The sequence below is a fragment of the Pleomorphochaeta caudata genome, assembly GCF_055395745.1.
In genome coordinates, this window is sequence record NZ_AP042458.1 from 3,165,179 (window position 1) to 3,189,913 (window position 24,735).

The window sequence follows — 24,735 nt, forward strand, 5'->3', positions numbered from 1 at the left end:
TCTCCACTTACAATTTTACTTCTTTTTAACACGCCTTATTAAAAATTTATTTGTTAGATTATTTTTACTCAAAACAATTCAACCCTTTAAATTTATCAATTAACTGCTTTAACTCTTCTATTACTGTTGTCTTCTTTTGAAGTCTATTATTTGGACCTTTTGAGAATCTAGACATTGGTGGGAGTAGCTTATCAATATCTGTTCCTGTTGTTTTTAAATATCCATCTCTTAGTGCATTATCAACAAATTTAACTGTTTCTTTAGGCTTTAATTTCTCTTTATTAATTATATATTCAACTTCTTGCTCTTTAACACTTTTAGCATATTCATCCCAACCTAGATCATAGATATCTTTTTTATCACCTGTTGCATTAATTGATGCTATAAAGCTTTCTATTAGTTCTTTTTTACTTCTAAGTTCTATACTTGATTTAATAGCTTTTTGGATATCTACTAAGATTTCAGAGTTCTTACAATTTGAATCATGATATTCTTTTACAAGTCTTAATATATAATCAATGTTTATCTCTTCTTGTTTTACAAGTTCTAGTTCAAATACTATATCATCATTGATATCTGCTTTTTCAGCTTTTTTCTCTTTTTTAAACTTTTCATATATATCTATATAATTACTTTGATAATCTTGAAGTAATCTATCTGATATTATCTCTGGGCCATTAAATTCATCAAATGATGTTAATATATTTCTAAGTTTCAATAATGTACCAAATAGAGAGACAAATTCTTTTTGTTTTGTTTCTCCAATTATTTCTTCTTCAATTGGGAATTTATTCTTTAATTGTTCTACTAATTCAATATAACCAAAGATATGTTTTCCATCTTTATCATATCCATTTAGATAATCATTAAAACTTCTAAGAAGAACTATGCTTTCAGCATCACCATCTCCAAATAATGCAATTGCATCTCTTGTAGCATCTTGTAGATTTCTAAAGCAAACTATATTACCATATGTTTTAACTGAATTTAAAATTCTATTTGTTCTAGAGAAAGCTTGTATTAATCCATGCTGTTTTAGATTCTTATCTACCCATAGTGTATTAAGGGTAGTTGCATCAAATCCTGTTAAAAACATATTAACTACTATTAGTAAATCTATATCTTTTTCTTTTACTCTTTTTGATACATCTTTATAATAGTTTTGGAATTTATTTGAATCAGTACTGTAGTTTGTTTTAAATGTTTTATTATAATCATCTATTGCATAATCTAAAAAATCTCTTGATGTTTTATCAAGGGAGGAAGCATCTAGATCTTCATCAGGTAACAGATTATTTGCTGATTCTTCTTCATTTGCACTATAGCTAAAGATTGTACAAAACTTTAATGGTTTATTTTTTTCTTTTGTTTGTTTCTTAAATTCTTCATAATATCTCATTGCCATTGGGATTGAAGATACTGTTAGAATTGAATTAAAGCCAAATACTCTTTTATCTTTTAGTTTATAATAACTAGCTCTTTTAGTTTTTTGGTCAAAATGATTAATTATATAATCAACTATTAATGAGACTCTCTTTGGATTTTCTAATGCTGCTTCTCTATTTATTGATTCAACATCACTATCATTAATATCATCTTTTTCTTTAATGGTGTTTATATAGTCAATTCTAAAGGGTAATACGTTTTCATCGTTTATAGCATTAACTATTGTATAAGTATGTAATTTTGTTCCAAAGGCTTGTGGTGTTGTTTTAATTAGTGTTTTATTACCAGTTGGTGCATTCTTTACAAAGATTGGAGTTCCTGTAAAACCAAAGATATGATATTTCTTAAAGTTTTTAGTAATTGATGTATGCATATCACCAAACTGGCTTCTATGACATTCATCAAATATCATAACTACATGTTTTTTATAAACTTCATGTTTCTTATTTTGTTTTATAAAGTTATCTAATTTTTGAATTGTTGTAATAATAATTTTAGCATTAGGATTACTTAATTGTTCTGTTAATACTTTTGTTGAATTATTACTATTAGCACAGCCTTTTTCAAACTTATCATACTCTTTCATTGTTTGATAATCTAAGTCTTTTCTATCAACTACAAAAAGTACTTTATCAATATAATCTAATTTCATGGCTAATTGTGCTGTTTTAAAAGAAGTAAGGGTTTTACCAGAACCTGTGGTATGCCAGATATAACCACCTGCATCTATACTTCCCATCTTTTTATAGTTTGTTGCTATTTCTATTTTATTTAAGATTTGCTCTGTTGCACATATTTGATAGGGTCTCATAACCAATAATAGGTTCTCTGTTGTAAATACACAGAACTTAGTTAAAATATTAAGTATTGTATGTTTTGATAAAAAGGTTTTAGTGAAATCAACTAGATCACTTATTATATGATTTTTACTATCTGCCCAATAGGAAGTAAATTCAAAGCTATTGCTTGTTTTATTCTTTGTATTTTTACTTCTACTATTATTTTCTTTTATATGGCTAAATCTTGTAGTATTAGAATAATATTTAGTATGAGTTCCATTTGATATTACAAATATTTGAACATATTGGAATAAACCTGAAGATGCCCAAAAGCTATCTCTTTGGTATCTATCTATTTGATTAAAGGCTTCTTTTATTGCAACTCCACGTCTTTTTAACTCTACATGTACTAGTGGTAATCCATTAACTAGTATTGTTACATCATATCTAGTTTTATGATTTCCATTTTCTTCTTCATACTGGTTAATAACTTGTAATCTATTATTATGGATATTTTCAGTATCTATAATCTTTATATTTTTAGTTAAGCCATCATCTTTTTGAAGAAGTTGGATATAATCAGTTTGAATTTTCTTTGTTTTATCTTCTATATCATCTTTTTTATTAGCAAGGCATTCATTAAAGAAGTTATTCCATTCTTTATCACTAAAGGTATACTTATTTAATAACTCTAGTTGTTTTCTTAAGTTTATTATTAATTGTTCTTCTTTTGTTATATTCAAATAATCATAGCCTTGCTCTTCAAGCATTTTAATAAATGCTTTTTCAAGAGCAGCTTCACTTTGATAATTATCGGATTTTCTCTTATCTGATACATATTCAGATACTACTGTAAAATCATCTGTGTTGATTATTTGATTATAGCCCCTCATGCTTTTTTCTCCTTAAAGGTGAGTAACTTATCTCTATAATATTCATATTGTTTTTGTCTTGCTTCTATTTCTGCGGGTAATCCTTTAGAAATATCATTTGTTAAAGTATCGAACTTATCTAGTATTTTTACTATTCTCTCTTGTTCTGCTAGAGGGGGGACTGGGATTTTAAATTTCTCTGTTATTGGCGTTGATATTTGTGGCATTTGCATATTATTTGCAATATGTTGAAAATGTTTTTTATTTTTAATGAGATAATAATAAACGAATTTTAAATTTATTTTCTTATTTTCGCAATGATATGACCAAAATTCATTTTTATGGCTAAAAGGTTTTGTATAATATTCAAAGTCAATAATACCCCTAGATTTAACTATAATAGAAGTGGCATAATTAATATCTTTTGAAGGTATATCATTAAAATTAACATCTACAATAGTTTTTCCACCTGCAAAAATACGAACTTCCCCTTTTTCTTTATGCAATTGCTTCATTTTTTGTGCAGTTATTTTTGTCCCTTTTGTTCTAACTAAAAGAGTCCCTAACTCTTTCCATTTCACACTATCATCAAAAGTTAATAACTTATCACGATAATATTCATATTGTTTTTTGCGGGCTGTTAGCTCTGCTGTTAGCTCTGCTGTTAGCTCTGTGAAGGTGTCTAATATACGAACTATTTCTTCTTGGATTGGAAGAGGGGGCATGGGAATTTTAATTTTATTCCATTTATTTTTTGTAATACCGAACCGAGTTAATCCAGTAGCTAATTTAACAATTTGCTTTTGGATTAATTGTGTTTCAAACAAATATCTTAAAAAATAAGAAGTAATTATATTAAATTTAAATAAGCGTATTCTCATTATATGATAACTGTATACAGCATTAGGAATATCTTCTGTAATAACTGCGGCATGTCCAATATCATCAATTGTTTCCGAAGTTGGAGTAACAAAAATATCTCCTATAGAAAGATTACATTTTTCTATTTTATAATTTGGAGCAGTTACTTCCATTGACAATATACTTTTATTGATATATTGATTTTTATAAACATCCATATAATTCAATAACATAACTTTTTGCTGATTATCAATTATTTTTTTATCAACGCCAATATTTTCAATACTGCATATTTCACCCAAGGTAAGATATTCCACCCCATCAGGACATAACTCATTAATCAATTCATCTAGCTTACTCATTAGAAGTCTCCTTCTATTTCAGCAACTATAGAATCAATAGAATCTCTAAGTTCTGCTTCATGAGCAACTATTCTCTTAATTTCTTTGTTTAGTTCTGTGATATCTACTTTTTCTCTAGTATCTTCTTTTTCTACATAGGATGATACTGATAAGGTATAATCTTGTTTTGCAATTTCTTCATTGTCTACTAATTGAGAGATATAATCTTTGTTTTCTCTGTCTTGAAAATATTTAAGAATATTTTCAATATTAATTTCTTCTAATTTATTATTGTTGGTAGCTTTAGAAAATTCATTAGATGCATCAATAAATAATGTCTTATTATCTTTCTTTGATTTCTTAAGAACCATTATACAAGTAGCTATACTTGTTCCAAAGAATAGGTTTGTTGGTAACTGGATAATACAATCAACAAAGTTATTATCAATTAAATATTTTCTAATCTTCTGTTCTGCGCCACCTCTATATAGAATACCAGGGAAACATACTATAGCAGCTGTTCCATTTGTAGCCAACCAAGATAAACTATGCATTATAAAAGCAAGGTCTGCTTTTGACTTTGGAGCTAATACACCAGCTGGAGAGAACCTAGCATCATTTATTAATATTGGATTATCATCACCTTCCCAATTAATAGAATAAGGTGGATTTGATACTATAGCCTCAAAAGGTTCTTCATCCCAATGGTGAGGAGTAGTTAAAGTATCATCACAAGCGATATCGAATTTATCATAATCAATATCATGAAGAAACATATTAATTCTACAAAGGTTATATGTTGTTGGATTAATTTCTTGTCCAAAGAATCCTTTTCTTACTTTTTCTTTTCCAAGTATTTTAGCAAAGTTTAATAAAAGAGATCCTGAACCACATGCTGGATCATATACTTTATTTACTTCAGTTTTTCCAACAAGAGTAATTTTAGTTAATAACTCTGATACTTCTTGTGGAGTATAATACTCACCTCCACTTTTTCCAGCATTAGAAGCATACATACCCATAAGATATTCATAAGCATCACCAAAAGCATCAATACTATTATCTTGATAGTCCCCTGCTTTCATGGAATCTATTCCATTAAGCAATTTAACAAGTTTTTCATTTCTCTTAATAACAGTATCACCAAGTTTCTTACTATTAACATCTAAATCATCAAATAAGCCTTTAAAGTCACTTTCACTATCAGAGCCTTTAGTTGAGTTTTCTATATTGATAAATACTTTTTGTAAGGTTTCATTTAAGTTATCATCATTTTTAGCATTCTTTTTAATATTAACAAATAATTCACTAGGTAATATAAAGAAACCTTTAGTTTTTACAATATCATCTCTAATTGTTTCAGCTTCTTCATCACTTAATTCTTTATAATCAAAATCTAAATTACCATATTCTCTTTCATCTTTATTTATATAATTAGTTAGATTTTCAGATATATATCTATAGAATAACATGCCTAGTACATATTGTTTAAAATCCCATCCATCAATACTACCTCTAAGATCATTAGCTATTCCCCATATAGTCTTATGAAGTTCTGCTCTTTCTTGTTGCTTATTATTGTTGCTCATTTTTGTTTGTCTCCTAGTATCAATGTTATCAAGTTTAACACAAAAAAAGGTTATAATAAATAAAAAATAAAAGAATTAGATTTAAGAAATAAAAAGTTTATTTAAAAATTAAAAGCTATCAAATTTAAACAATACACGTTATACCTAAACTATACACGTTATCAATAAAAGTGGGTGAACCTTTGTATATAATTACACGATAGTTTAATTGGGCATTTTTTGATTTTGACATTTAAAAAAAATTAAGACACTAACTCTTTGTAGATAAAGAATTAATATCTTTTTTAACTTGTATTTTGAAATGTAGTTTAATGCCTTGGTACAACAATTCTAATACAATTACACGTTTAAGTAGCTCTAGGGTGTATAAAAATCCTATTTATTAAATTTCTTATAATGAAAAAAATTAAATATATTTTCGAAAAGTGTATTTTGATTTCGTTTATAAAGGATACGGGATTGTGTAAAAAAATATTCATCAAAAGAAGGCATATTCTTCCTAAATTCAAATTCTTTTTTTGTAAAAATAACAGGGTGGATTAAAATTTTATATTTATCAATCAATTGTGAAATACTTTTATATAAAATTTCACCTTTTTTCTCATTCTTTAAAATTATAAGAACATCAATATCTGATTTTGGATTATAATTGTTACATTGACTTCCAAATAATCTAATTTCTTCAATATTTCTATTTTTTTTCAGGTTACTTATTAGTTCATCAATTAATATTTTAACTTCATTATTACATATCATCAAGTTTTGCCTTTAGAATAAAATAAACAGCATCATTATCACTTTTATAAATCTTTTGAAGTTTAGTTTTTTCATTTTTAAGAAACTTTAATATAGATGTAAAATCAGCATTATATTTTATTACCATCCAATTTTCATGAGTCTCTTCATTTAAATAATTATAGATTAAATCTTCTAATTCCTTTATTTTTGATAAATAATTATCATAAAAATTAAGATCTTGATCAAAAGATTCTACAATTATTGCATAATTATATAAATAACTAAAAGCCTGCTGCATTGTTTCAGAAAAATTTTCACCAGCAATATATGACATAGTACGTATCATATCAAAACACAAATCAATTGCATATATATTTTGAAGCCAAATTATAATCTCCTTTTAATTTTCTACAACATAAAGATTACGTTTAGGTTGATAATTGAGAAATAGTAAGTTATGCGTAAATTCTATATAATATCTGTTTTACTAGCTCAGAAGAACAATTTAAAACAAACTAAAGTTTTTTCAAAGATACTTTAATTTATTGATTAATAACTGAGTGGCAATTACTCACCACCCAATATTTTAGAAAAAAAACAGATAAGTTATTTATATAACATAAATTTAAACTATCATTTAATTTTAATTATATTATTGTTAAAGAATTTGAAGAACTCATTAATGCTATAATCAATGATATAATTATTGAAGGTAGATAAGGATTTTTTGTAACCCTATAAATCTTACGACTTCCAATTGCAGCTAAAGGCAAAATAAAAGAAACAGGAATTGCCCAAATCCCTAATATACTTACACCTCCTAACATAGATTGTTCTCCCGTTGTAAAGAAAATTAAATAATTTATAATTACTACAAGAATAACACTTAATCCATTAAACAAAGCAAGGATTGCCGTATTTGCCCATTCTTTTTTACCATTATAATTAAAAAGATTAATTGCAATTGAGTTTGGAACATAAAATAATAAAAATAATGGTAAATATTTTAAAGCTATCCATATTTTATTTGAATCAAAAGCTTTAATATATAACAACCATAATCTAAAATCCGTTTTAAAAAAATAATCGGATATAAATACTATCATAAAAGAAGTAAATACTACAATTATTGATAATATGACAGTTTTAACCCATTGGTCTTTACTTAATAAAATTCCACGTTCCTTTAAATCCATACCTTCATATTTACCAATTAAATAATAGAAAAGAATTAACGAAACTATAATTATTAGCCCCATAAAGGCTGACCATGACCCTATAAACCAAGTTGAAGGTTGTGGTAACCAAGTTGGTTGTTTTATACCAAGTTGTTCTTGCCATCCTTGTATGTGAAAATAAGACCAGAAAGATATAAAAGCTATAACAAATAGAGAAATCCAAAACCAATTTTTACTTTTCCCTTTAAGAGGCTTCCGAATTACAACATTATCATTAGATTTTAAAACACTAAAATATGGGATTTTTATCAATTCTTTCGTAAATGAAATAATAAACATCATAAATCCAATTAATCCAATTGCATTAAAAAATACTTTTATTATCCATATTTGATTTGAAGATTTTATAAAATTAGGAGAACCTAAAGTCTTGTCAAAAAAATTGATAGTATCTTTTACAACCGTAGGAGAAAAAGCACTCCAAGCATGTGGAATTGACGGAGTATATATTACTCTTATAGACTCTTCTCCACCAATATTCTTACTATAAAAAGTCCCACTATTACGCAAAATTGCATCTGGATTATTTCCAAAATTTAGGAAAGATTGTGCCGCACTTGTTCCAATATAATCTCGAGGTGGAACGACTGTCCCATCTTCATTTAAATGGCGAAAGAAAAACTCATCATATTGATCGGCCACAATTCCAACGCTTCTATCACCATATCTATTAACATAACTTCTATTCTCAGTTGGTGGTTGCATAGACCAAAATAGAGGTTCATTTTCATTAGAAGTATACATTCCATCGTTAGACACTAATAGAACTGATTTGATTAAGTGATTTCCACTTGCCTCATCGTCTAAAACCGCCCAGTTGCTAGCTCTGGCACCGTTGGAATGACCAGTTACACCTATATTACTGGAATCAACATAAGGTAAATTTGCTAATAATTTTACTCCATCATATAATCCTGTACCATTTTTTCTCCATTCAGAAGCTTTTACAGCATCAGAATCTCCATGTCCATACATATCAATTGACAAAACGACAAACCCTCTACGTGACAATTCTACATAATTTAGGTCTTGCATTTCTTTATTATTATACCAACCATGACTAACAACAATTGCTGGTGCTTTATTTTCATTTGTTGCAGTTTTAGGTTTAAATAATAGTGCGGACATTGAGTGTCCAGAACTGGTTTCCCATGTCAATTCTTTGACTGATACTTTCCCAAAAGAAGTTTGAATAATTGAAGCCCCAATCATACTAATTAAACATAGTACAATAGATATAATTAAAATAAATTTATTTTTTATTTTTTGCATTTTTATTATACCTCCTAATAATAAATTCTTATTAAATACAGCATCAATTCAAAGCTATGTAAATTTACATATTATTTTGACTATAAAATTAATAATATCTAGTTCCCCTATTTATACAAAAAGATTTTTATTAAATATTTAAAATCAACAAATTACAACTTTGAATCAATACTGAAAAAAATCATAAACAAAAATTCATGCTAATCTTTTTTTATCTTTTTAAATAAATAAAGATAAAAGAAAACAAAAAGAGCAACACAAATAAATATAGTCAAATAAACTCCAAATCTAAATGGTAAATTTGAACCTATTTCAGGAATACGAATTTCACAAACAGACCATTCAATAATTGAAGCAAATATTCCAATAATAATGCCCCCCAAATACATATTACCTGTAGCAGAATAAATAATTCTAATCATAAGAACAGAAAAGAATATAAATAATGGTAGCGGTAAAACAGCTACTGCTGCGGAAGCTAACCCTCCAAACATTGGATTTTGACCTGTTTTATAATATTTCCCATATGAATATATAATTACAACTAATGGAGGTAATGCAGTCAAAAATGATACAAGAATATGATTTAATAATTTATATCTTGTCAATGCCTTTGTGTAATCAAAAACATTTACTACAACAGAAATTCCAACATAGAAAATAATAAACAAAGGCAATACTGCTAGCATACCAGGTATTCTTACAGCACTAAATGGAACTATATGCCAATAAGCAAATAACAGCTTTGTTCCTGAAAAATAGTTAGCAATAAATACAATAGAATAAATTGAAAAAATAGATATTAAAGCAATTAAAATAGTTTTCCATAATTGTTTTTTATTAATAAATAAACCAGTTGTATATATATCAAATTTATTTTTCTTTCCATATATTAAATACCACCCTAAAGATAAATAAAGAGAAAAAGTCCCCGCAATTATTCCAATTAATCCATGGTAAATTGGATTCGCTGAACGAAATATATTATCATGATAAGCGCTTAACCCTTGACTATTTAGAATTTTTATAATTAAAAAAATACTAATTGTAGTTATAATCATTAACCCCCACAGCCAAACAGCACCTTTTGCTCCACCAGCTTCTTTTAATTTAGGTTTCATAATATCAGCTTCTTTAAAAAACTTAATTTGAGTGGTAATAAGAACCGCAAGAGAAACCATTAATGTTAATAATCCTAACATACCAACGATAGAGAAAAAATTATCTAAAGGATATATAAAATCATCATTAGCAATTATTGTTTTAGTTGGTACAGAGTCTTGGAAAAATGATACAACTCTTTCAACAACATCACTTGAATACCAAGCAGTCATATGAGTATCAGGAGTAACATAGATTGTTCTAGTAGCAGTTCTTCCAGTTGGGAAGTCTTTTGAATATGTAGTATTTGCTAATCTTTTTTCCAAATTCTCTTTAATCGAATCTTGACCAAAATTTAAAAAAGATTGAGCTCTTTCTCTTTCAATATAGTTAACAGAACTTGCATTTACTGAAGCATATTTATTTGCATCATTAGAATAGCCTCCTGCAAAATTTTTGTACACAAAGAAGAATTCATCATATTGATCAGCTACTACAGCTACATTACGATCTCCATACCAATTAAAGTATCCATTTTCATTAGCATAGTATGGATCAGCATGAATAATAAATACATTTTTTATATAATGATTCTCTTGATCTAACTTAACACATTCACTAGAAGCAATCCCCCCTCTAGAATAGCCTAAAGTGCTTATATTATTAGAATCAACGAAAGGTAAAGTTCTTGCATATTTTACGGCATCATATAATCCTCTTCCTGAACTTAACCACAAAGAATCCGGCAAGACTTCTGAATTTCCCATATTATACATATCATTTGTTATAACTACATACCCCCTTCTTGATAATTCAATAGCATAAAGCTCCATTTCCTCTTTATTATTATTTCCACCATGTTGAATTACAATAGCTGGTCCTGGATTATCTAAAGTAATATTTTTTGGAGTATACACTTCCATAGATTGTTTATATCCAGAAGTAGAAATTAAAGCTACCTCTGTGATATTTACATTTCCAAAATCTGTTTTAATAAGTTGCGACATTGATAACCCAACAATCGCTAAAACAAAGCCAACAATAGTCGCCAAAAAGACAGACCCCTTTTTCCCCATAAATCTCTCCCTTTTTTATATAAATCATGTATTTAAATTAAAAACTATATATAATTAATTTTATAAATACACTTTATATAGATTAAATATAATTATAACCATTTTATTTTTATTTCCTTGGGCAATAAAAATAATGTCTTCTTTCATCATATAATAAATTTAAGGTTTGTCAATAAAAAGATAGCTAAATACATTTTTATAATTTCTCAAAATATAATATGTGGTTATAATCTCCTCTTCCGTGTATTATAGAAAGTAATGGAATTATAAAATCAATATCAAACATATTTAGAACTATTTTATGAATTAACTATAATTCTATTATAAAATTAATGTTTGATAGTTAATATTTTTCATAATACAAACAATTCCCAACAACGACTAACTAATTTAGAGATATATTTCATATGTAGTGAATATTCCAATTAATAAGTTTTAATAATGTTGTGGATAATGTATACAATACAAATACGATGAATAGGCGTAAAATACAGGGAATATACCTTGCATTCATTCCTCTGTTATGATAATTTAATACAAACAATTTCACATTAAATAGAAAATTTTGAATCTTAATAAAAGCTTAAAATTTCAAATTAAAGGAATGATTTATGAAATTAGAATGGCTGGGTGATTATAGAAATTTAATCGAGAGCCTAATACGATATACAAATGTGTATGCTCAAGTATATAATATAAAAGGGTTCCATGATACAAAAGTAAAATGCTCTCTTGCTCAAATCCAAGTCCTTGAATATGTTTTAGAAAATGAAGAAAAAAATCTAAAAATGGCAGAAAATGCAAAGCGATTAGGAATTTCTCCGAGTGCATTTTCGAAAAATGTTAAAAACATGGAAAATAAGGGATTACTAGAAAAATATTGCACAAATACTAATAAAAAAGAAATAATTATTAAAACTACTGATTTAGGCAGAGAAGTTTATAATGAATATACTACAAAATTACAAAAAATCCGATTTGATAAAACATTTGAAATTTTAAATCAAATTCCAGTACAATATATAAACAAATTTGAGGAATTATTAAATTTTAACGCAGAGAGTATGCTTGAACAAAAAAATAAAATAAGGAAAGCTAAAGGTAAAAAAAATAATTCTAAAATTAAATTAATTAAAATCAATACAAAAAAACCAAATAGTCATAAATCACACAGTAATAATTAATATTATATTATTTATTATCTTTAATATTGCTTAATTGATAGGTTTTATCACTCAAAACACTAAAGTATCAATTTGTCATATAATTACTTATTTTCTAGAAATTAACTTTACTTTCAAATTGAGCTTCTAAGATTTAGACTATAATTACTAATATTATTTTAAATTTTTGCTTTTAAATAACTACCTAAATTTAGTTATTCAAATAAAAACAATACAGTTTCATCAAAATAGAAAAAAGGAGGTTTTATGCTTATAACTTCACTCAAAAATACACCATGTTTTGATATCCACACTACCTTCTTAAAGGCATTTAGTGATTATCAATTACCTATAAAGGTAACTGAAAAGCAGTTTAAATTTGAAAATATCCAAAAAGGGGTTGAACTTAATTCTTCATTTGGAGCTTTTAATGATAACGGTGAACTTGTTGGATTTATTTTGTGTGGAAAGCAGGTTAAGGGGAATGCTCCCATTTATTACAATGGAGCAACCGGAGTTATTCCTTCATACAGAGGACGTCATATAGGAACGAAACTACTTAAAACAGCAATAAATGATTCTATATATAATAAAGCTAACTCTTTTATTCTTGAAGTGCTAAATGAGAATGTTAAAGCATACAACCTATATAGTTCAAAAGGTTTTTTTAAAACTAAAGATTTGTTATGCTATCAAAAATCTATAGAATCAATTGAAGATTATAATACAAATTTATATTCACTACTTACTCCAACATTAAATGAATTTGAATTAATTTTATCAAAACTTTCTTTACCTTTTGAACCCTCATGGCAAAATTCATTTTTTGCAGTATCTAATATTTTTGATTCTTTAGTAATTAAAGTACTATGTAAACAAAATAAAAAAATAGGTTTTATTGTTTTAAATCCTAATACTGGCCAAATATTACAAATATCTGCAAAAGATAACTCTTTAAAAATTATAAAGACACTAATATATTTTGCTAAATCTATGACAAAAACTGATAAGCTTAGATTTATTAATATCGATTCAAATTCACTACTATCTTCAATTTTATGCAATAATGAATGGGAAATTTTTGCAAAACAATTTGAAATGCAACTAAAACTGGCGTTATACACCACAATAAATAATTAACATATAACTTATTCCAAAAATCTAATTACTTCTTGAATTACTATTCTAAAATAAGCTTTCCCAACTAATATTTTCCAGGGCTAAACAAAACATAACAATCTAATCCAAATATTGGATTAGATCATTATGCTACTAAAATATGTAAATATAATTCTGCAATAACAACTAAATTAAAATTTATTAGCTATTTCTGTAAAAATAATACCTAGAGCCATAGCTCCAGCATCAGGATAACTCAAGCTCCGTTCACCAAGATAACTTGCACGCCCTTTTTTTGCAGAGTATTCTTTCGTCTTATCGGCTCCATTTACAGCAGCTAAAGCTCCTATTTTAAAAGCCTCTTCAAAAGATTTTTTTTCTATACTACTTTTTTTCAAAGATAAAGCAGTAGGAATTAATGCATCAAGAAGAGTTTTATCTCCAAGTTCAGCTCCACCAATTTTTTTAATTCCATCTACTCCAGCCTGAACCATTTCTGCAAATTCAAATAGATTAATTATTGTTTTCCCTTTTACAAAATTACCTGAACTTCTAAATGCAGTTCCCCATATTGGACCTGAAGCACCCCCACAATTTTCCATTATAATCATTCCACAATCTTTTAATAATGCACCAATATCAGTTCTATTTAGATATTCCCATTTCTTTAAAAGAACTTTAAACCCTTTTGCAATTGACATACCAAAATCACCATCTCCAGCTTTGGAATCTAATTCACAAAACAAAATTTCCTTTTCTATTATTACTTCACCCATAATTTTTATTATCCTAGACATTCCATTAACATCTATTTTATTCATAATTTCTCCTTTCTCAATCACAAATTTGTGATAATTTATAACATTAATTTTGTAGCACAGGGGTGACAACCGGTGCATCTAAGAAGTGTTTTAATTCTTTATCTAATTTTAATAGTGTTACTGAAGCACCAGACATATCAAGTGCTGTCATAAAATTCCCAACAAATGTTTTATATATTTTGATTTTTCTATTTTCTAAAATATTAGCAACTGAATTATTCAAAATATATAACTCTTGAAGAGGAGTCCCCCCAAATCCATTAATTAATACTGCCACTTCATCATAGTTGTTATAAGGAAGGTCATTAATAATTTTATCAAGTATCTTGATAGCTAATTCATCTGCAGATACAATGGTTTCTTTAGTTACACCTGGCTCGCCATGAATTCCAACACCAAATTCAATCTCATCTTCAGCTAATTCAAAAGTAGGTGAACCTTTTGCAGGTACAGTGCAAGAAGTAAATGCAAACCCCATAGTTCGAACATTGTCTATAACTTTTTGAGCTATCGTTTTCACAGCAAGAAGCTCTAACCCTTCTTCTGCCGCAGCACCAGCAATTTTATGAACAAAAACAGTTCCAGCAACGCCACGTCTCCCTATTGTATAAAGACTATCCTCGACTGCTACATCATCATTTACATATACACTTTCTACCACAATTCCTTCATCTTCATGTGCCATTTCAGAAGCTGAATCAAAATTCATGCAATCCCCTGAATAATTTTTGATAATAAGAAGAGTTCCTTTGTCTGATTTTGTATCGCGAATAGCATTGTAAACTTGAAAAGTTGAAGGGGATGCAAAAACATCTCCACAAACTGCAGCATCAAGCATACCAGTTCCAACAAATCCTGCGTGAGCTGGTTCATGGCCACTTCCCCCCCCACTTATTAATACAACTTTATTTTTTTTCAAAGTTTTTCTTACCATTACTTTATTTTTTTTACTAAAACATAATTGTTCAGGATAAGCCTTTTGCATGCCTTCACACATTTCAATAACAATATTTTCAGCTTTATTCATTATTTTTTTCATTTTATACTTCCTATGCTCTTCCAATTTTGTGAGATTTTCCTAATTTATCCGCTACTATAATAGCTGCAACTACATCTTCTTTTGTAATTGGAGAAGGCATTGCATGGATTGATTCTTCGGGTATACAGGTTTTTATAGCTACGTCCATTAGTTGTTTATATGTAATATGAATTACTCCTAAGTCTTCAAGGCATACTGGTAATCCCAGTTCACAACAAAAATCTAATACCGTATTTATTTCTTCCTTAGGTGAATTTTCTAAAACTAATTGTACTAATGTACCAAAAGCAACTTTTTCACCATGCATATAGGCATGAGTTTCTTCCAGAATAGTTAAACCATCATGTATAGCGTGAGCAGCAGATAGTCCACCACTCTCAAAGCCTAGCCCAGAAAGTAAAATATTAGCTTCTATAATATTTTCTAACGATCTTGTTACAACTTGATTTACACAAGCAACCTTAGCTCTTTGTCCATCCTCTAACAAGGTTCTATAGCATAAAGTAGCAAGTGCAAAAGAAGCATTGGTTCCTTTTGCAGGTACACAACTTCCATCAGTAGCCCCACAAGGTAATCCTGCATTCACATTTGAAAATGAGGCCCTAGCAGATCTTGTCTCAAAATACGTGGATAAAGCATCCCCCATACCCGAAACCAAAAATCTTACTGGAGCATTAGCAATAACTGTAGTATCAATTAATATTACACTAGGGCTTTGTTTAAAATAGGCATACTCTTCAAATTGACCTTCTTCTGTATATATTACCGCCGAATGACTAGTAGGAGCATCTGTTGCCGCTATTGTAGGACAAATAATTAAAGAATCCCCTTTTGCAACACATTTTGAAGTATCTATTGCTTTACCCCCGCCTAAACCAATTATACAATCACATGAATTATTTTTATAAACATTTTCTAAACGCGATATTTCTTTTTTTGAACATTGTCCGTTAAAATTGCTTTGAATAAATTTTACACCAAATTCCTTAGCCGTTTTTTCTAATTTACTATAGACTCTTGTAATGTCATCTGGATGAGCGATTAAAAGTGCTGATTTCCCAAAAGTCTTAACAAAAAAACCTAAATTCTCTAATTCATCCTCACCTTGCACATATTTTGTAGGACAAATAAACGCTTTTCTCATATCAAATCTCCTTTATTTTAATTAAACTATAATTATGATAAAAGAATATTTAACAACTCGATTGTACAATTCAAGATAAATTTGTGTCGAATTATGATGTAAAATAAAAATAAATTGTATTTTTCAGCATTAATTTTTATTTTTTATTAGCTTAAATCCAAATTTAAATAAAATTTTAATTTAATTAATATTTGGTAGTGTACAATAATGTTCGCAATTTGGTACTTGTAAAAAAGCCATCGGTAATCTCATAATGTTTGGTAAAGACACCGAATATAGGAGAAAACACAATGGCTAGAACTAAAGATATCACATTTTTTGAAATGAAACTGTTAGAATTTGCTGATTCTAAGGATCCTTTATTAGAAATGTTAGATTGGATGACAAAACAACTAATGGAGTTTGAGATTTCTATAAGCTATTTTTTATATATTTGTTGCGATATAATGATGGAGCTACACCTTCAATTTTTTTAAAAACTTTGTTAAAATAACTATTATCTCCAAACCCTAAATCCATCGCAATTACAGTAATTGGATTATCAGTATTAACTAAAAGCTCCTGAGCTTTTTTTACTCTAATTTTATTTATATAATTTGCAAAATTATCTCCTGTAACTTTTTTAAAAAGTTTACTAAAATAACTAGAACTAATATTGCATAAAGCAGCCATATCATCTAACATAATTTTCTCAAAATAATGCATTTTAATAAATTCTAAAGCTGGCTTAATAATAAGTGAATTATATTTAGGAGTTGGTTTTATAAAATTTAAATTTTCAGTTTTATTTTCGCTTAATTGATTATAAGACTCTATTTGTGAACCCCAAGTTTCATTTAGATTAATTTTTATAAGAGCTTCCTCAATAATGTAATTAGTTATTTGAAACAACATATTAGCAATAACTTGAACTTTTTCTAAATCCATTACAGGCAAATTGGAATATAGTTTATCTAATTTGTATTTACACTTAGCGTCTAAAAAGTCACCATAAGAATTAAAAATTTGTTCAAGCTTATTTTTTTCTTCATTTTCTTTTAAAACAACTTGGCCCGCCATTACAGCTCCAAAATAATGCCCTTCAACTACAATAGGGACCGCAAAATCTAAAAGACCCATATGGCATTTATAAATATAAGGGCGACCAGTACGGGCAGCCTCAATACCACCATGTGAATCACATTTTCTACATAGTTCATTTAAAGGATTAATAGAACGAACAAGAGAACAATATTCGCTACATTTACTATGAGTAGTAACACGCTCGCCCATTACATCTACAGTAACAAGTGACATCGCAGATGCATCAGAAAGACAATCCTGAATTTTTTGAAAATTTTTAGCATTAATTATAAAATCAAGATTAGGAAATTTCTCCATTACACACAACCTTATACAATATTATATATTAATAATACTCTCAAAAATAAAATAAATCAAATATCATACCAAATTAACTATAAATGATTGACATACTCAATTAAAATACACCCCACTCAAGGTTAGACATGAAAAATTTTATTCATATAAATTCTAATTTTTAGATTTTATAAGTTATTTGACTAATACTTAATTTTGATAGATTCAAAGATAATTTAAAATTTTTAGCTCTGCAAATCATTTGGATTATTCTATTTCTTTCTCCTCAACAAATCAACAACTACTATTTCACCGTTCTTGAAATGAACCTTTATCTCTTTTTTTGAAAATACTTCAACGATATCAACAATGGATGTAAAAAGCTTTGGAGAAAAGTCTGTTACTAATTCATCCTGAGATTTGATTGTTTCTAGAAATCTATCAATCTGTAATTTCCTTGAATACTTATCAGCTAGAATAGCTTGTGTCTTTTCAAGTTTCTCTTGAATTGCAAAATACTCTGCTGATAGATTATTATAATCTTCATTAAAGTCCCCTGGGTTATTTATAATAGTAGAATTGCTCTCAACTAGTTGTTCAATTTGCTTTGAAATCTTATTGAGCTCTTTAGATTGCTCAATTTCTTTAATTTTTAACTTTTTAGTATCTAAAACTTTGTTTAGAATTAATTGACAATTCTCTATTATCTCATCTTTTTCAACTATTATTTTATTAATTGCTTCTAATACTGCTTTGTATATTTCATCTTCACTCAGATGAACATTGTCACATTTCTCTTTTCCTCGGTATTTATCATTACATTGCCAAACAACTCTTCTATATTTATCAGTGGAATGCCAAATCTTTCTACCAAATAAAGCACCACAGTTACCACAAACTATTCTATTTGAAAACAAATTAGCACTGGTGCTTCTATTTGGATAAGCACATCTTTTTTCAAACTCTTCTTGAACTAAATCAAATTTTACTTGAGATATAATAGCTGGATGACTATTTTCAACATAGTACTTTGTAATCTCTCCATTATTTTTCAGTCTCTTTTTTGATAAGAAATCAACTGAATAAGTTTTTTGAAGAATAGCATTACCAGTATATTTTTCATTCTGTAGCATGCTTTTTATGGTAGACCCATACCATTTTACATCCCCTCTAACATTTGGAACTTCTTTTGTTTCTAATTCTTCTGCTATTGAATTAGGTGTTAATCCGTGTAAAAATCTAGAATAAATATATTTAACTATTTTAGCTTCTCTTTCGTTAATTACTATATTGCCCGCTTTATCTTTTTCATATCCAAGGAAATTTTTATAAGACATTTTAACTTTGCCCTCTTCAAATCTCTTTCTAATACCCCAGGTACAGTTCTCTGAAAGGGATCGAGATTCTTCTTGGGCAAGGGATGACATTATAGTAATTAGTAACTCTCCTTTACTATCAAGAGTCCAGATATTTTCTTTTTCAAAATAGATTTCAATTCCCTTCTCTTTTAATTTTCTAACAGTTGTTAAACTATCTACAGTGTTTCTAGCAAATCTACTAACACTTTTGGTAATTATTAAATCAATTTTACCATCAAGTGCATCACTAACCATTGATTTAAAACCTTCTCTCTTTTTAGTACTAGTTCCTGATATTCCTTCATCAGTATAAACCTTTACAAAATTCCAATCTGCTTTACTATTTATATATTTAGTATAGTAATTTACTTGTGTTTCATAACTTGATAATTGTTCTTTATTATCTGTTGAAACTCTAGCATATCCTGCGACATTCTTCTTCTTTATCTGAGATAAAGGAGTTTTCGAATATTGTCCTAGTGTTGCTGGTATCTTTTTTACTTTCCTTGTCATATTTTTTTATCCTTGTCTTATGATTTTTCTTTGTTTGCCATGTTTTCTTTACAATTTGACCATCTTTAAAATAAAAAAAGAGTTCATATTCCCCTACTGTTATTTTTTCAATAAGGGTATTAAATAAATCTTCATCTAAAACTTCTCTATTTATAACTTCAGCTGAAAGCTGATGAAGGACTTTATCAGGGACATTACAAGAAGGACAAACATTAGCAGTTTTCGTTATTTTCGTTCCACATATCCATCTTGTGTATTTACAAATCTTTCCAGCACTACTCTTATTACTATTAGATCTCTTTCTATAAGTCTTTCCACAAATAGAACAATGAAGTTTTGAAGTAAAACAACTAAAGTTCAATGATTGGTTTGCTTTATAGCCTAGAGATTTTCTTTTCTCAATTTCTTCTTGGACTTTATTAAATAATTCTTTTTCAATAATTACAGGATGAGTTCCTTCTACATAATATTTTGGTAATTCACCTTTATTTATTTTTTTCTTATGTGTTAAATGATTTTCTCTAAAAGTCTTTTGTAAAACAGAGTCCCCCGAGTAATTAATTTGTCTTAGTATTAGCCATACACTTTCATAACAAAAAGAATCCTTTCTCAAAGGTTTTACTCCCTTTGAATTTAACAGTTTAACTATTTGATGAGGGCTCATCCCTTCAATATAACTATTAAAAATCAGCTTTATTATATTAGCTTCATCTTCAACAATGTCATATTTATTACCATCCCATCTGTAGCCAAAAATATAGTTAAATTTACAAATTCCTTGTTCAAATCTTTTTCTAATTGCCCATTTAGTATTTTCACTGATACTTCTAGATTCTTCTTGAGCAAAAGATGCTAGAAGGGATAAAAACAATTCACCATCTTGTGAAATTGTATTAATATTCTCTCTTTCAAAATAAACATTAATACCTTTCTCTTTTAAGGATCTTACAGTATTTAATAAATCAACTGTATTTCTATTTAACCTTGATATTGATTTTGTAATAATCATATCAACATTTCCAAGTTCACATTGCCTTAATAATTCTTGAAACCCTGGTCTATCTACTTTAGTTCCCGTTATTCCTTCATCTGAATAAATACCTGCAAACTGCCAATCAGCTCTACTTTTTATTGTCTTGGTATAATAGTTTATTTGAGCAGCAAGGGAGTGCAAATTATCAAGATAATCAACTGAAACTCTAGCATAAGCTGCAACTTTTCTCTTGTGTAGATATGAGGTATTTTTAGCTTCTATCTTAATTATTTTATCCATAATCACCTCTCATTTGATACACTATTAATGCTCTATTATTCAAAGTAAATCAAGTCAATGTAAAGAATTAGCTTTGTATCATTGGCTTGTATTTTTTAATTAAAAGTTTATTTGCTTGATCATATTCAGCTTTTTTTATCAGCTTATTTTCTTTTAAATTATCTAATAAATATAAAGATGAGTTGTATTTTTTTTGATTACTAAAATTCTTACTGTCCATATTATTTCTCCTTAAATCTAGCTTTGATATAGCACTCATGGGTGCAATATTTCCTGGTAGTCTTACCATAAACTTTAAATTTTGTACCACAAGTTGGGCAAATAAATTCATTAAATGTTTTATTTGTTTTTTTTCGATGTTTATTCCACCATTGATAACGACAACTATCAGAGCAAAACTTCTTAATTTTTTTACCTTTTAATTGAATTAAAGGCTCCCCACAATTTAAACAATATGTTTTATTATCTTCACATTTATCATACTTTTTGAGATTATGATATTTACAATATGATTTAACAGTATTTACCGAGACATTTAATATTGAAGCTATAATTGCATAGCTTAGCCCTTGATTTCTCATCATCGTTACTTTTTCTTTTTCATCTATTGTCATAGTCCTTCTCCTTCTATTCAAAGACGAAAAAGCGTACCCCTATAGACATAAAAGAGTCATGATAGTTTCTAGCAAAAAAGTTAGAATACTAGATTTTTAATACACCTATTTTCATAAATTTGTTTAAAAGTCTTATGTTAAATATTACGTCAACTTTCATCAAATAGTGCATAAGCTACATTTCATTAAATAAAAAATAAGGACTTGTTATTTTCTAAACCATTATGAAGATATCCAATCAATTATTATTCCTTAAAATTCAAAATCATTGACTCTTCCCCTAATTCTTTTACCAGTATCATTAATTTGATTATTAATCCATTTTAATACTTTAGTAACATCAACTCTAAAAAATAAAACTTTTCTATTTGTAGAACTGTCAATAAGTCATCACCTTCTATATCTTGCAAAAATAAATAATGTAAAAATTTAATTGACTTTTGTTTCCTTATGCATTTAAATAATAAATGGCTTATGTCATTAACTTTTGGTTCATTGTGTTTTTAAATAATAAATGGCTTATGTCATTAACTTAGTTTCATTAGGAAACAAAAATGTTGATATTATGGTTATATAAGGATGAAAATCATATGCCAGATTTTAGTACACCGTTTGCCGGATTAGCTGAGAAAAAAAAGTTAACACATGAAGAATTAGTAAGGTCTATAAGATTTATGATTGCAGCTGAATATGAAGCAATTCAGTTATATATGCAATTAGCAGAATCTACAGATAATCAACTCGCAATAGATGTTTTAAAAGATATTGCTGATGAAGAAAGAGTTCACGCAGGTGAATTTTTAAGACTTTTACATGAATTGGATCCAAATGAAGCAAAATTTTATGCTGAAGGAGCTCAAGAAGTAGAAGAAGAAATTAATAAATTATAATTCTAAATCGTGGAGGATTCTATGGGTTGTGATACAGGTTTAAAGCCTATTAAAAAAGTGAAAAAAGAAGACTCGAAAGTAGAAGTAATAGAGGAGAAAAAAGCTATGAGTTCAACAATGGTAAGACAAGAAATGCCTGAATTTAAGATGGATGCTTATGATGCAAAAACTGGCCACTTTACAACAGTTTCAAGTGAAGATTATAAGGGAAAATGGACTGTAATTTGTTTTTATCCAGCTGATTTTACATTTGTTTGTCCCACAGAAATTGCAGCTATGAATTCTAAATATGATGAGTTTAAAGAATTAAATACGGAAATACTTGCTGTATCTGTTGATTCAAAATTTTCTCATAAAAGATTTGCAGAAACAGAACCAATTCTAAAAGGTTTAAAATTAATGATGGGTGCTGATGCAAATCAAGAAGTCAGCCGTGCTTTTGGTGTATTGATAGAAGAGGAAGGCGTTGCCTTAAGAGGTCGATTCTTATTTACTCCGGAAGGTGTTTGTGTTGCTCAAGAAGTTCAAGCTGACTCTGTTGGAAGAAATGTAAATGAATTTTTGAGACAAGTTAAAGCTTGGCAATATGCAACAAAAACTGGAGAAGTATGTCCTGCAGGTTGGAGACCAGGTAAAAAAACTCTTCCTGTTAATACAGATGCAGAAAAAATGGCTGGACATGTAGGTGAATATATAACTATAGAAGAAATATTAAGTTAGAGTTTTTTCTATTTGTGATTAAGCATTCTCATTTTGAGAATGCTTTTTATTGGTTCATGGGATTTTTAAACACAACTTAGTCGAGTTAATTTTATATATACTAATTCAATAATGATTTGTATATTATTAATTTCTAGATGTTTAAATTTAACATTAATATGTTAATTTATATAATTTATTATAGAATTTTTACCATAAATAGTATTAATAGAATATCCTGTATTAAATTTTTTTTTAAAATTGTAGTTTTCTTTTTTTTTACTTGGAACTGTGGTAAATCAAGAATTATATTAACATAAAAGTTCATTGAGAAATTTCTGTTTGTTTGAGTTTTTATACTAATAAAATAACAGAGAATGTATCCTATTTCTATTTTTATATTTTATTATATAGATTTCTTATGAATCTCACTATTTCCCCACAAATACCAAAAAAATACCAACCTGAATAAATCAAGTTGGCTTTAATTTGTAATAAAAAAATTTAAAAAATTTCATTTTTTTGTTTTAATATTTTTTAAGTGTAATTGTATTGGAATTAACAGCTACTGTAGATACCGTTTCTCCTGCTTCATTTTTTACAAAAGCTGTTGAAGCATTATAATAGTAGGATATGTATACCATAGTCATCGCATCTGATAAGCCAACCTCTTCAGCATTCAAAAAAGAAATATTGTAAATCTTATCAGTATCTAAGTTTAGATTTATTAGTGCATTAGTATTAAAATTAAAAGAATAAAGCTTATCCTTCACACTTATACTCGAAAATTCTAAATTTAATAATTCTGTCCCTTCTAAAGTTTTTATTATAATTATCATCTTGTTTCCTTTATTAATAAGTTCCAACATTGTGTGTATTTAAATTAGCAGCAGTTAATTCTATCCCTGGGATAAACCCACTTGAAGTTGGGTCAATATAATATCGAAGTGCTTTATTTTCTCCATTACTATTTGGATACATATATGATGAAAAATCCATAGAAGCTGAACCATGTTTATCATCTCGACAATCATAATATAAATAATACCAGCCTTCGGATGAGCCGAAGAATGAAGTTAAATCACTTTTTTTCAGATTGCCCGATAATGAAACTGTTGCATGTTCTGCAGATATTATTGTATATCTATTACCAATAATGACTCCTGTTGCAGTTCTTTTTTCAATCCACATTGTTATCCAAGGGCTATAATTACCAAACCAATACCATTCAGTAGTAGTAGAAGCATTCCAAGATATTACTATAGGGTCATTAGTTCCACCACAATCATGATAATAAAATAAGCCATTTCCTATTGAATGATCATCATTTGAATTATTTGGAGCAGTCCATGAAAAGGACCAATTAGCTATAATATTTTCACTATTTAATTTAGCAGCTGTTATTTCATCTCCTACACTCCAACTCATTT

The 24,735-nt window shown here is 27.8% G+C and carries 21 protein-coding genes; 4 read left to right on the forward strand and 17 right to left on the reverse strand.

Translation table 11 applies throughout. The annotated features are described in order from the left end of the window. Positions 1 to 64: 64 nt before the first annotated feature. From ACZ5RS_RS14465 to ACZ5RS_RS14495, 7 genes are all read right to left on the reverse strand, one after another. Positions 65 to 3,118, reverse strand: a complete 3,054-nt coding sequence (locus ACZ5RS_RS14465; protein ID WP_464636616.1) for a type I restriction endonuclease subunit R — start codon at positions 3,116 to 3,118, stop codon at positions 65 to 67. After that, positions 3,115 to 4,320 carry a restriction endonuclease subunit S gene (locus ACZ5RS_RS14470; protein WP_464636618.1) on the reverse strand — a complete coding sequence of 402 codons (1,206 nt, stop codon included), beginning with the start codon at positions 4,318 to 4,320 and terminating at the stop codon, positions 3,115 to 3,117. Before ACZ5RS_RS14470 ends, ACZ5RS_RS14465 begins: the two co-directional genes overlap by 4 nt. Beyond that, positions 4,320 to 5,888, reverse strand: a complete 1,569-nt coding sequence (locus tag ACZ5RS_RS14475; RefSeq protein ID WP_464636619.1) for a type I restriction-modification system subunit M — start codon at positions 5,886 to 5,888, stop codon at positions 4,320 to 4,322. Before ACZ5RS_RS14475 ends, ACZ5RS_RS14470 begins: the two co-directional genes overlap by 1 nt. Before the next feature lie 375 nt (positions 5,889 to 6,263). Further along, on the reverse strand, positions 6,264 to 6,644 hold the full coding sequence (locus ACZ5RS_RS14480) for a nucleotidyltransferase domain-containing protein (protein ID WP_464636621.1): 381 nt from the start codon (positions 6,642 to 6,644) through the stop codon (positions 6,264 to 6,266). After that, entirely contained in the window at positions 6,634 to 6,972 is a 339-nt protein-coding gene (locus ACZ5RS_RS14485) for a hypothetical protein (protein WP_464636623.1), read from the reverse strand. The genes ACZ5RS_RS14480 and ACZ5RS_RS14485 overlap by 11 nt, the downstream gene beginning before the upstream one ends. Positions 6,973 to 7,273: 301 nt before the next feature. Continuing rightward, positions 7,274 to 9,136, reverse strand: coding sequence for an alpha/beta hydrolase family protein (locus ACZ5RS_RS14490; RefSeq protein ID WP_464636624.1), 1,863 nt, complete (start codon positions 9,134 to 9,136; stop codon positions 7,274 to 7,276). A gap of 200 nt (positions 9,137 to 9,336) precedes the next feature. Continuing rightward, entirely contained in the window at positions 9,337 to 11,313 is a 1,977-nt protein-coding gene (locus ACZ5RS_RS14495) for an alpha/beta hydrolase (RefSeq protein WP_464636626.1), read from the reverse strand. Between the two features lie 611 nt (positions 11,314 to 11,924). Between ACZ5RS_RS14495 and ACZ5RS_RS14500 the strand changes: the two genes are divergently transcribed. Both ACZ5RS_RS14500 and ACZ5RS_RS14505 read left to right on the forward strand, forming a co-directional pair. Further along, a complete protein-coding gene (locus ACZ5RS_RS14500; protein ID WP_464636628.1) occupies positions 11,925 to 12,497 on the forward strand; it encodes a MarR family winged helix-turn-helix transcriptional regulator in 573 nt (190 codons plus the stop codon). A gap of 246 nt (positions 12,498 to 12,743) precedes the next feature. Continuing rightward, positions 12,744 to 13,616, forward strand: a complete 873-nt coding sequence (locus tag ACZ5RS_RS14505; RefSeq protein ID WP_464636629.1) for a GNAT family N-acetyltransferase — start codon at positions 12,744 to 12,746, stop codon at positions 13,614 to 13,616. A 170-nt stretch (positions 13,617 to 13,786) separates the two neighbouring features. Here the strand turns inward: ACZ5RS_RS14505 and dhaL are convergent, their stop codons facing one another. The 8 genes from dhaL to ACZ5RS_RS14545 form a co-directional block, all read right to left on the reverse strand. Beyond that, the gene (gene dhaL / locus ACZ5RS_RS14510; protein ID WP_464636630.1) at positions 13,787 to 14,416 is read right to left on the reverse strand and encodes a dihydroxyacetone kinase subunit DhaL; all 630 of its coding nucleotides are present in this window, start codon (positions 14,414 to 14,416) and stop codon (positions 13,787 to 13,789) included. A 43-nt stretch (positions 14,417 to 14,459) separates the two neighbouring features. Next, complete coding sequence (gene dhaK / locus ACZ5RS_RS14515) at positions 14,460 to 15,455, reverse strand: dihydroxyacetone kinase subunit DhaK (protein ID WP_464636632.1); 996 nt, start codon at positions 15,453 to 15,455, stop codon at positions 14,460 to 14,462. 10 nt (positions 15,456 to 15,465) lie between these two features. Beyond that, the gene (locus tag ACZ5RS_RS14520; RefSeq protein ID WP_464636633.1) at positions 15,466 to 16,599 is read right to left on the reverse strand and encodes a glycerol dehydrogenase; all 1,134 of its coding nucleotides are present in this window, start codon (positions 16,597 to 16,599) and stop codon (positions 15,466 to 15,468) included. A 411-nt stretch (positions 16,600 to 17,010) separates the two neighbouring features. After that, the gene (locus tag ACZ5RS_RS14525; protein ID WP_464636635.1) at positions 17,011 to 17,979 is read right to left on the reverse strand and encodes a PocR ligand-binding domain-containing protein; all 969 of its coding nucleotides are present in this window, start codon (positions 17,977 to 17,979) and stop codon (positions 17,011 to 17,013) included. A gap of 251 nt (positions 17,980 to 18,230) precedes the next feature. Next, positions 18,231 to 19,829, reverse strand: a complete 1,599-nt coding sequence (locus tag ACZ5RS_RS14530) for a recombinase family protein (protein ID WP_464636637.1) — start codon at positions 19,827 to 19,829, stop codon at positions 18,231 to 18,233. Continuing rightward, entirely contained in the window at positions 19,732 to 21,102 is a 1,371-nt protein-coding gene (locus ACZ5RS_RS14535; protein ID WP_464636638.1) for a recombinase family protein, read from the reverse strand. Before ACZ5RS_RS14535 ends, ACZ5RS_RS14530 begins: the two co-directional genes overlap by 98 nt. A gap of 67 nt (positions 21,103 to 21,169) precedes the next feature. Beyond that, complete coding sequence (locus ACZ5RS_RS14540) at positions 21,170 to 21,322, reverse strand: SHOCT domain-containing protein (protein WP_464624079.1); 153 nt, start codon at positions 21,320 to 21,322, stop codon at positions 21,170 to 21,172. A 1-nt stretch (position 21,323) separates the two neighbouring features. Continuing rightward, positions 21,324 to 21,716 carry a sigma factor-like helix-turn-helix DNA-binding protein gene (locus ACZ5RS_RS14545; protein ID WP_464636640.1) on the reverse strand — a complete coding sequence of 131 codons (393 nt, stop codon included), beginning with the start codon at positions 21,714 to 21,716 and terminating at the stop codon, positions 21,324 to 21,326. 554 nt (positions 21,717 to 22,270) lie between these two features. On the opposite strand from ACZ5RS_RS14545, the gene ACZ5RS_RS14550 reads away from it, so the two are divergent. Further along, positions 22,271 to 22,606: a ferritin family protein gene (locus tag ACZ5RS_RS14550; protein WP_464636642.1), complete on the forward strand. Its 336-nt coding sequence runs from the start codon at positions 22,271 to 22,273 to the stop codon at positions 22,604 to 22,606. A 21-nt stretch (positions 22,607 to 22,627) separates the two neighbouring features. Next, the gene (locus ACZ5RS_RS14555) at positions 22,628 to 23,326 is read left to right on the forward strand and encodes a peroxiredoxin (protein WP_464636643.1); all 699 of its coding nucleotides are present in this window, start codon (positions 22,628 to 22,630) and stop codon (positions 23,324 to 23,326) included. Between the two features lie 506 nt (positions 23,327 to 23,832). Here ACZ5RS_RS14555 and ACZ5RS_RS14560 read toward each other — a convergent pair. Then, on the reverse strand, positions 23,833 to 24,144 hold the full coding sequence (locus ACZ5RS_RS14560; protein ID WP_464636645.1) for a hypothetical protein: 312 nt from the start codon (positions 24,142 to 24,144) through the stop codon (positions 23,833 to 23,835). A gap of 13 nt (positions 24,145 to 24,157) precedes the next feature. Next, entirely contained in the window at positions 24,158 to 24,733 is a 576-nt protein-coding gene (locus ACZ5RS_RS14565; RefSeq protein ID WP_464636647.1) for a hypothetical protein, read from the reverse strand. Positions 24,734 to 24,735 lie beyond the last annotated feature (2 nt).

What these genes read in the sequence shown, in the direction of transcription:
- ACZ5RS_RS14525 (WP_464636635.1), bottom strand. Translation starts at nt 17,979, where the DNA reads ATGGAGAAATTTCCTAATCTTGATTTTATAATTAATGCTAAAAATTTT.
- ACZ5RS_RS14555 (WP_464636643.1), top strand. Translation starts at nt 22,628, where the DNA reads ATGGGTTGTGATACAGGTTTAAAGCCTATTAAAAAAGTGAAAAAAGAA.
- ACZ5RS_RS14545 (WP_464636640.1), bottom strand. Translation starts at nt 21,716, where the DNA reads ATGACAATAGATGAAAAAGAAAAAGTAACGATGATGAGAAATCAAGGG.
- ACZ5RS_RS14480 (WP_464636621.1), bottom strand. Translation starts at nt 6,644, where the DNA reads ATGATATGTAATAATGAAGTTAAAATATTAATTGATGAACTAATAAGT.
- ACZ5RS_RS14495 (WP_464636626.1), bottom strand. Translation starts at nt 11,313, where the DNA reads ATGGGGAAAAAGGGGTCTGTCTTTTTGGCGACTATTGTTGGCTTTGTT.
- ACZ5RS_RS14505 (WP_464636629.1), top strand. Translation starts at nt 12,744, where the DNA reads ATGCTTATAACTTCACTCAAAAATACACCATGTTTTGATATCCACACT.
- dhaL (WP_464636630.1), bottom strand. Translation starts at nt 14,416, where the DNA reads ATGAATAAAATAGATGTTAATGGAATGTCTAGGATAATAAAAATTATG.
- ACZ5RS_RS14565 (WP_464636647.1), bottom strand. Translation starts at nt 24,733, where the DNA reads ATGAGTTGGAGTGTAGGAGATGAAATAACAGCTGCTAAATTAAATAGT.
- ACZ5RS_RS14535 (WP_464636638.1), bottom strand. Translation starts at nt 21,102, where the DNA reads ATGGATAAAATAATTAAGATAGAAGCTAAAAATACCTCATATCTACAC.
- ACZ5RS_RS14550 (WP_464636642.1), top strand. Translation starts at nt 22,271, where the DNA reads ATGTTGATATTATGGTTATATAAGGATGAAAATCATATGCCAGATTTT.
- ACZ5RS_RS14475 (WP_464636619.1), bottom strand. Translation starts at nt 5,888, where the DNA reads ATGAGCAACAATAATAAGCAACAAGAAAGAGCAGAACTTCATAAGACT.
- dhaK (WP_464636632.1), bottom strand. Translation starts at nt 15,455, where the DNA reads ATGAAAAAAATAATGAATAAAGCTGAAAATATTGTTATTGAAATGTGT.
- ACZ5RS_RS14520 (WP_464636633.1), bottom strand. Translation starts at nt 16,599, where the DNA reads ATGAGAAAAGCGTTTATTTGTCCTACAAAATATGTGCAAGGTGAGGAT.
- ACZ5RS_RS14485 (WP_464636623.1), bottom strand. Translation starts at nt 6,972, where the DNA reads ATGATACGTACTATGTCATATATTGCTGGTGAAAATTTTTCTGAAACA.
- ACZ5RS_RS14560 (WP_464636645.1), bottom strand. Translation starts at nt 24,144, where the DNA reads ATGATAATTATAATAAAAACTTTAGAAGGGACAGAATTATTAAATTTA.
- ACZ5RS_RS14530 (WP_464636637.1), bottom strand. Translation starts at nt 19,829, where the DNA reads ATGACAAGGAAAGTAAAAAAGATACCAGCAACACTAGGACAATATTCG.
- ACZ5RS_RS14470 (WP_464636618.1), bottom strand. Translation starts at nt 4,320, where the DNA reads ATGAGTAAGCTAGATGAATTGATTAATGAGTTATGTCCTGATGGGGTG.
- ACZ5RS_RS14465 (WP_464636616.1), bottom strand. Translation starts at nt 3,118, where the DNA reads ATGAGGGGCTATAATCAAATAATCAACACAGATGATTTTACAGTAGTA.
- ACZ5RS_RS14500 (WP_464636628.1), top strand. Translation starts at nt 11,925, where the DNA reads ATGAAATTAGAATGGCTGGGTGATTATAGAAATTTAATCGAGAGCCTA.
- ACZ5RS_RS14540 (WP_464624079.1), bottom strand. Translation starts at nt 21,322, where the DNA reads ATGGACAGTAAGAATTTTAGTAATCAAAAAAAATACAACTCATCTTTA.
- ACZ5RS_RS14490 (WP_464636624.1), bottom strand. Translation starts at nt 9,136, where the DNA reads ATGCAAAAAATAAAAAATAAATTTATTTTAATTATATCTATTGTACTA.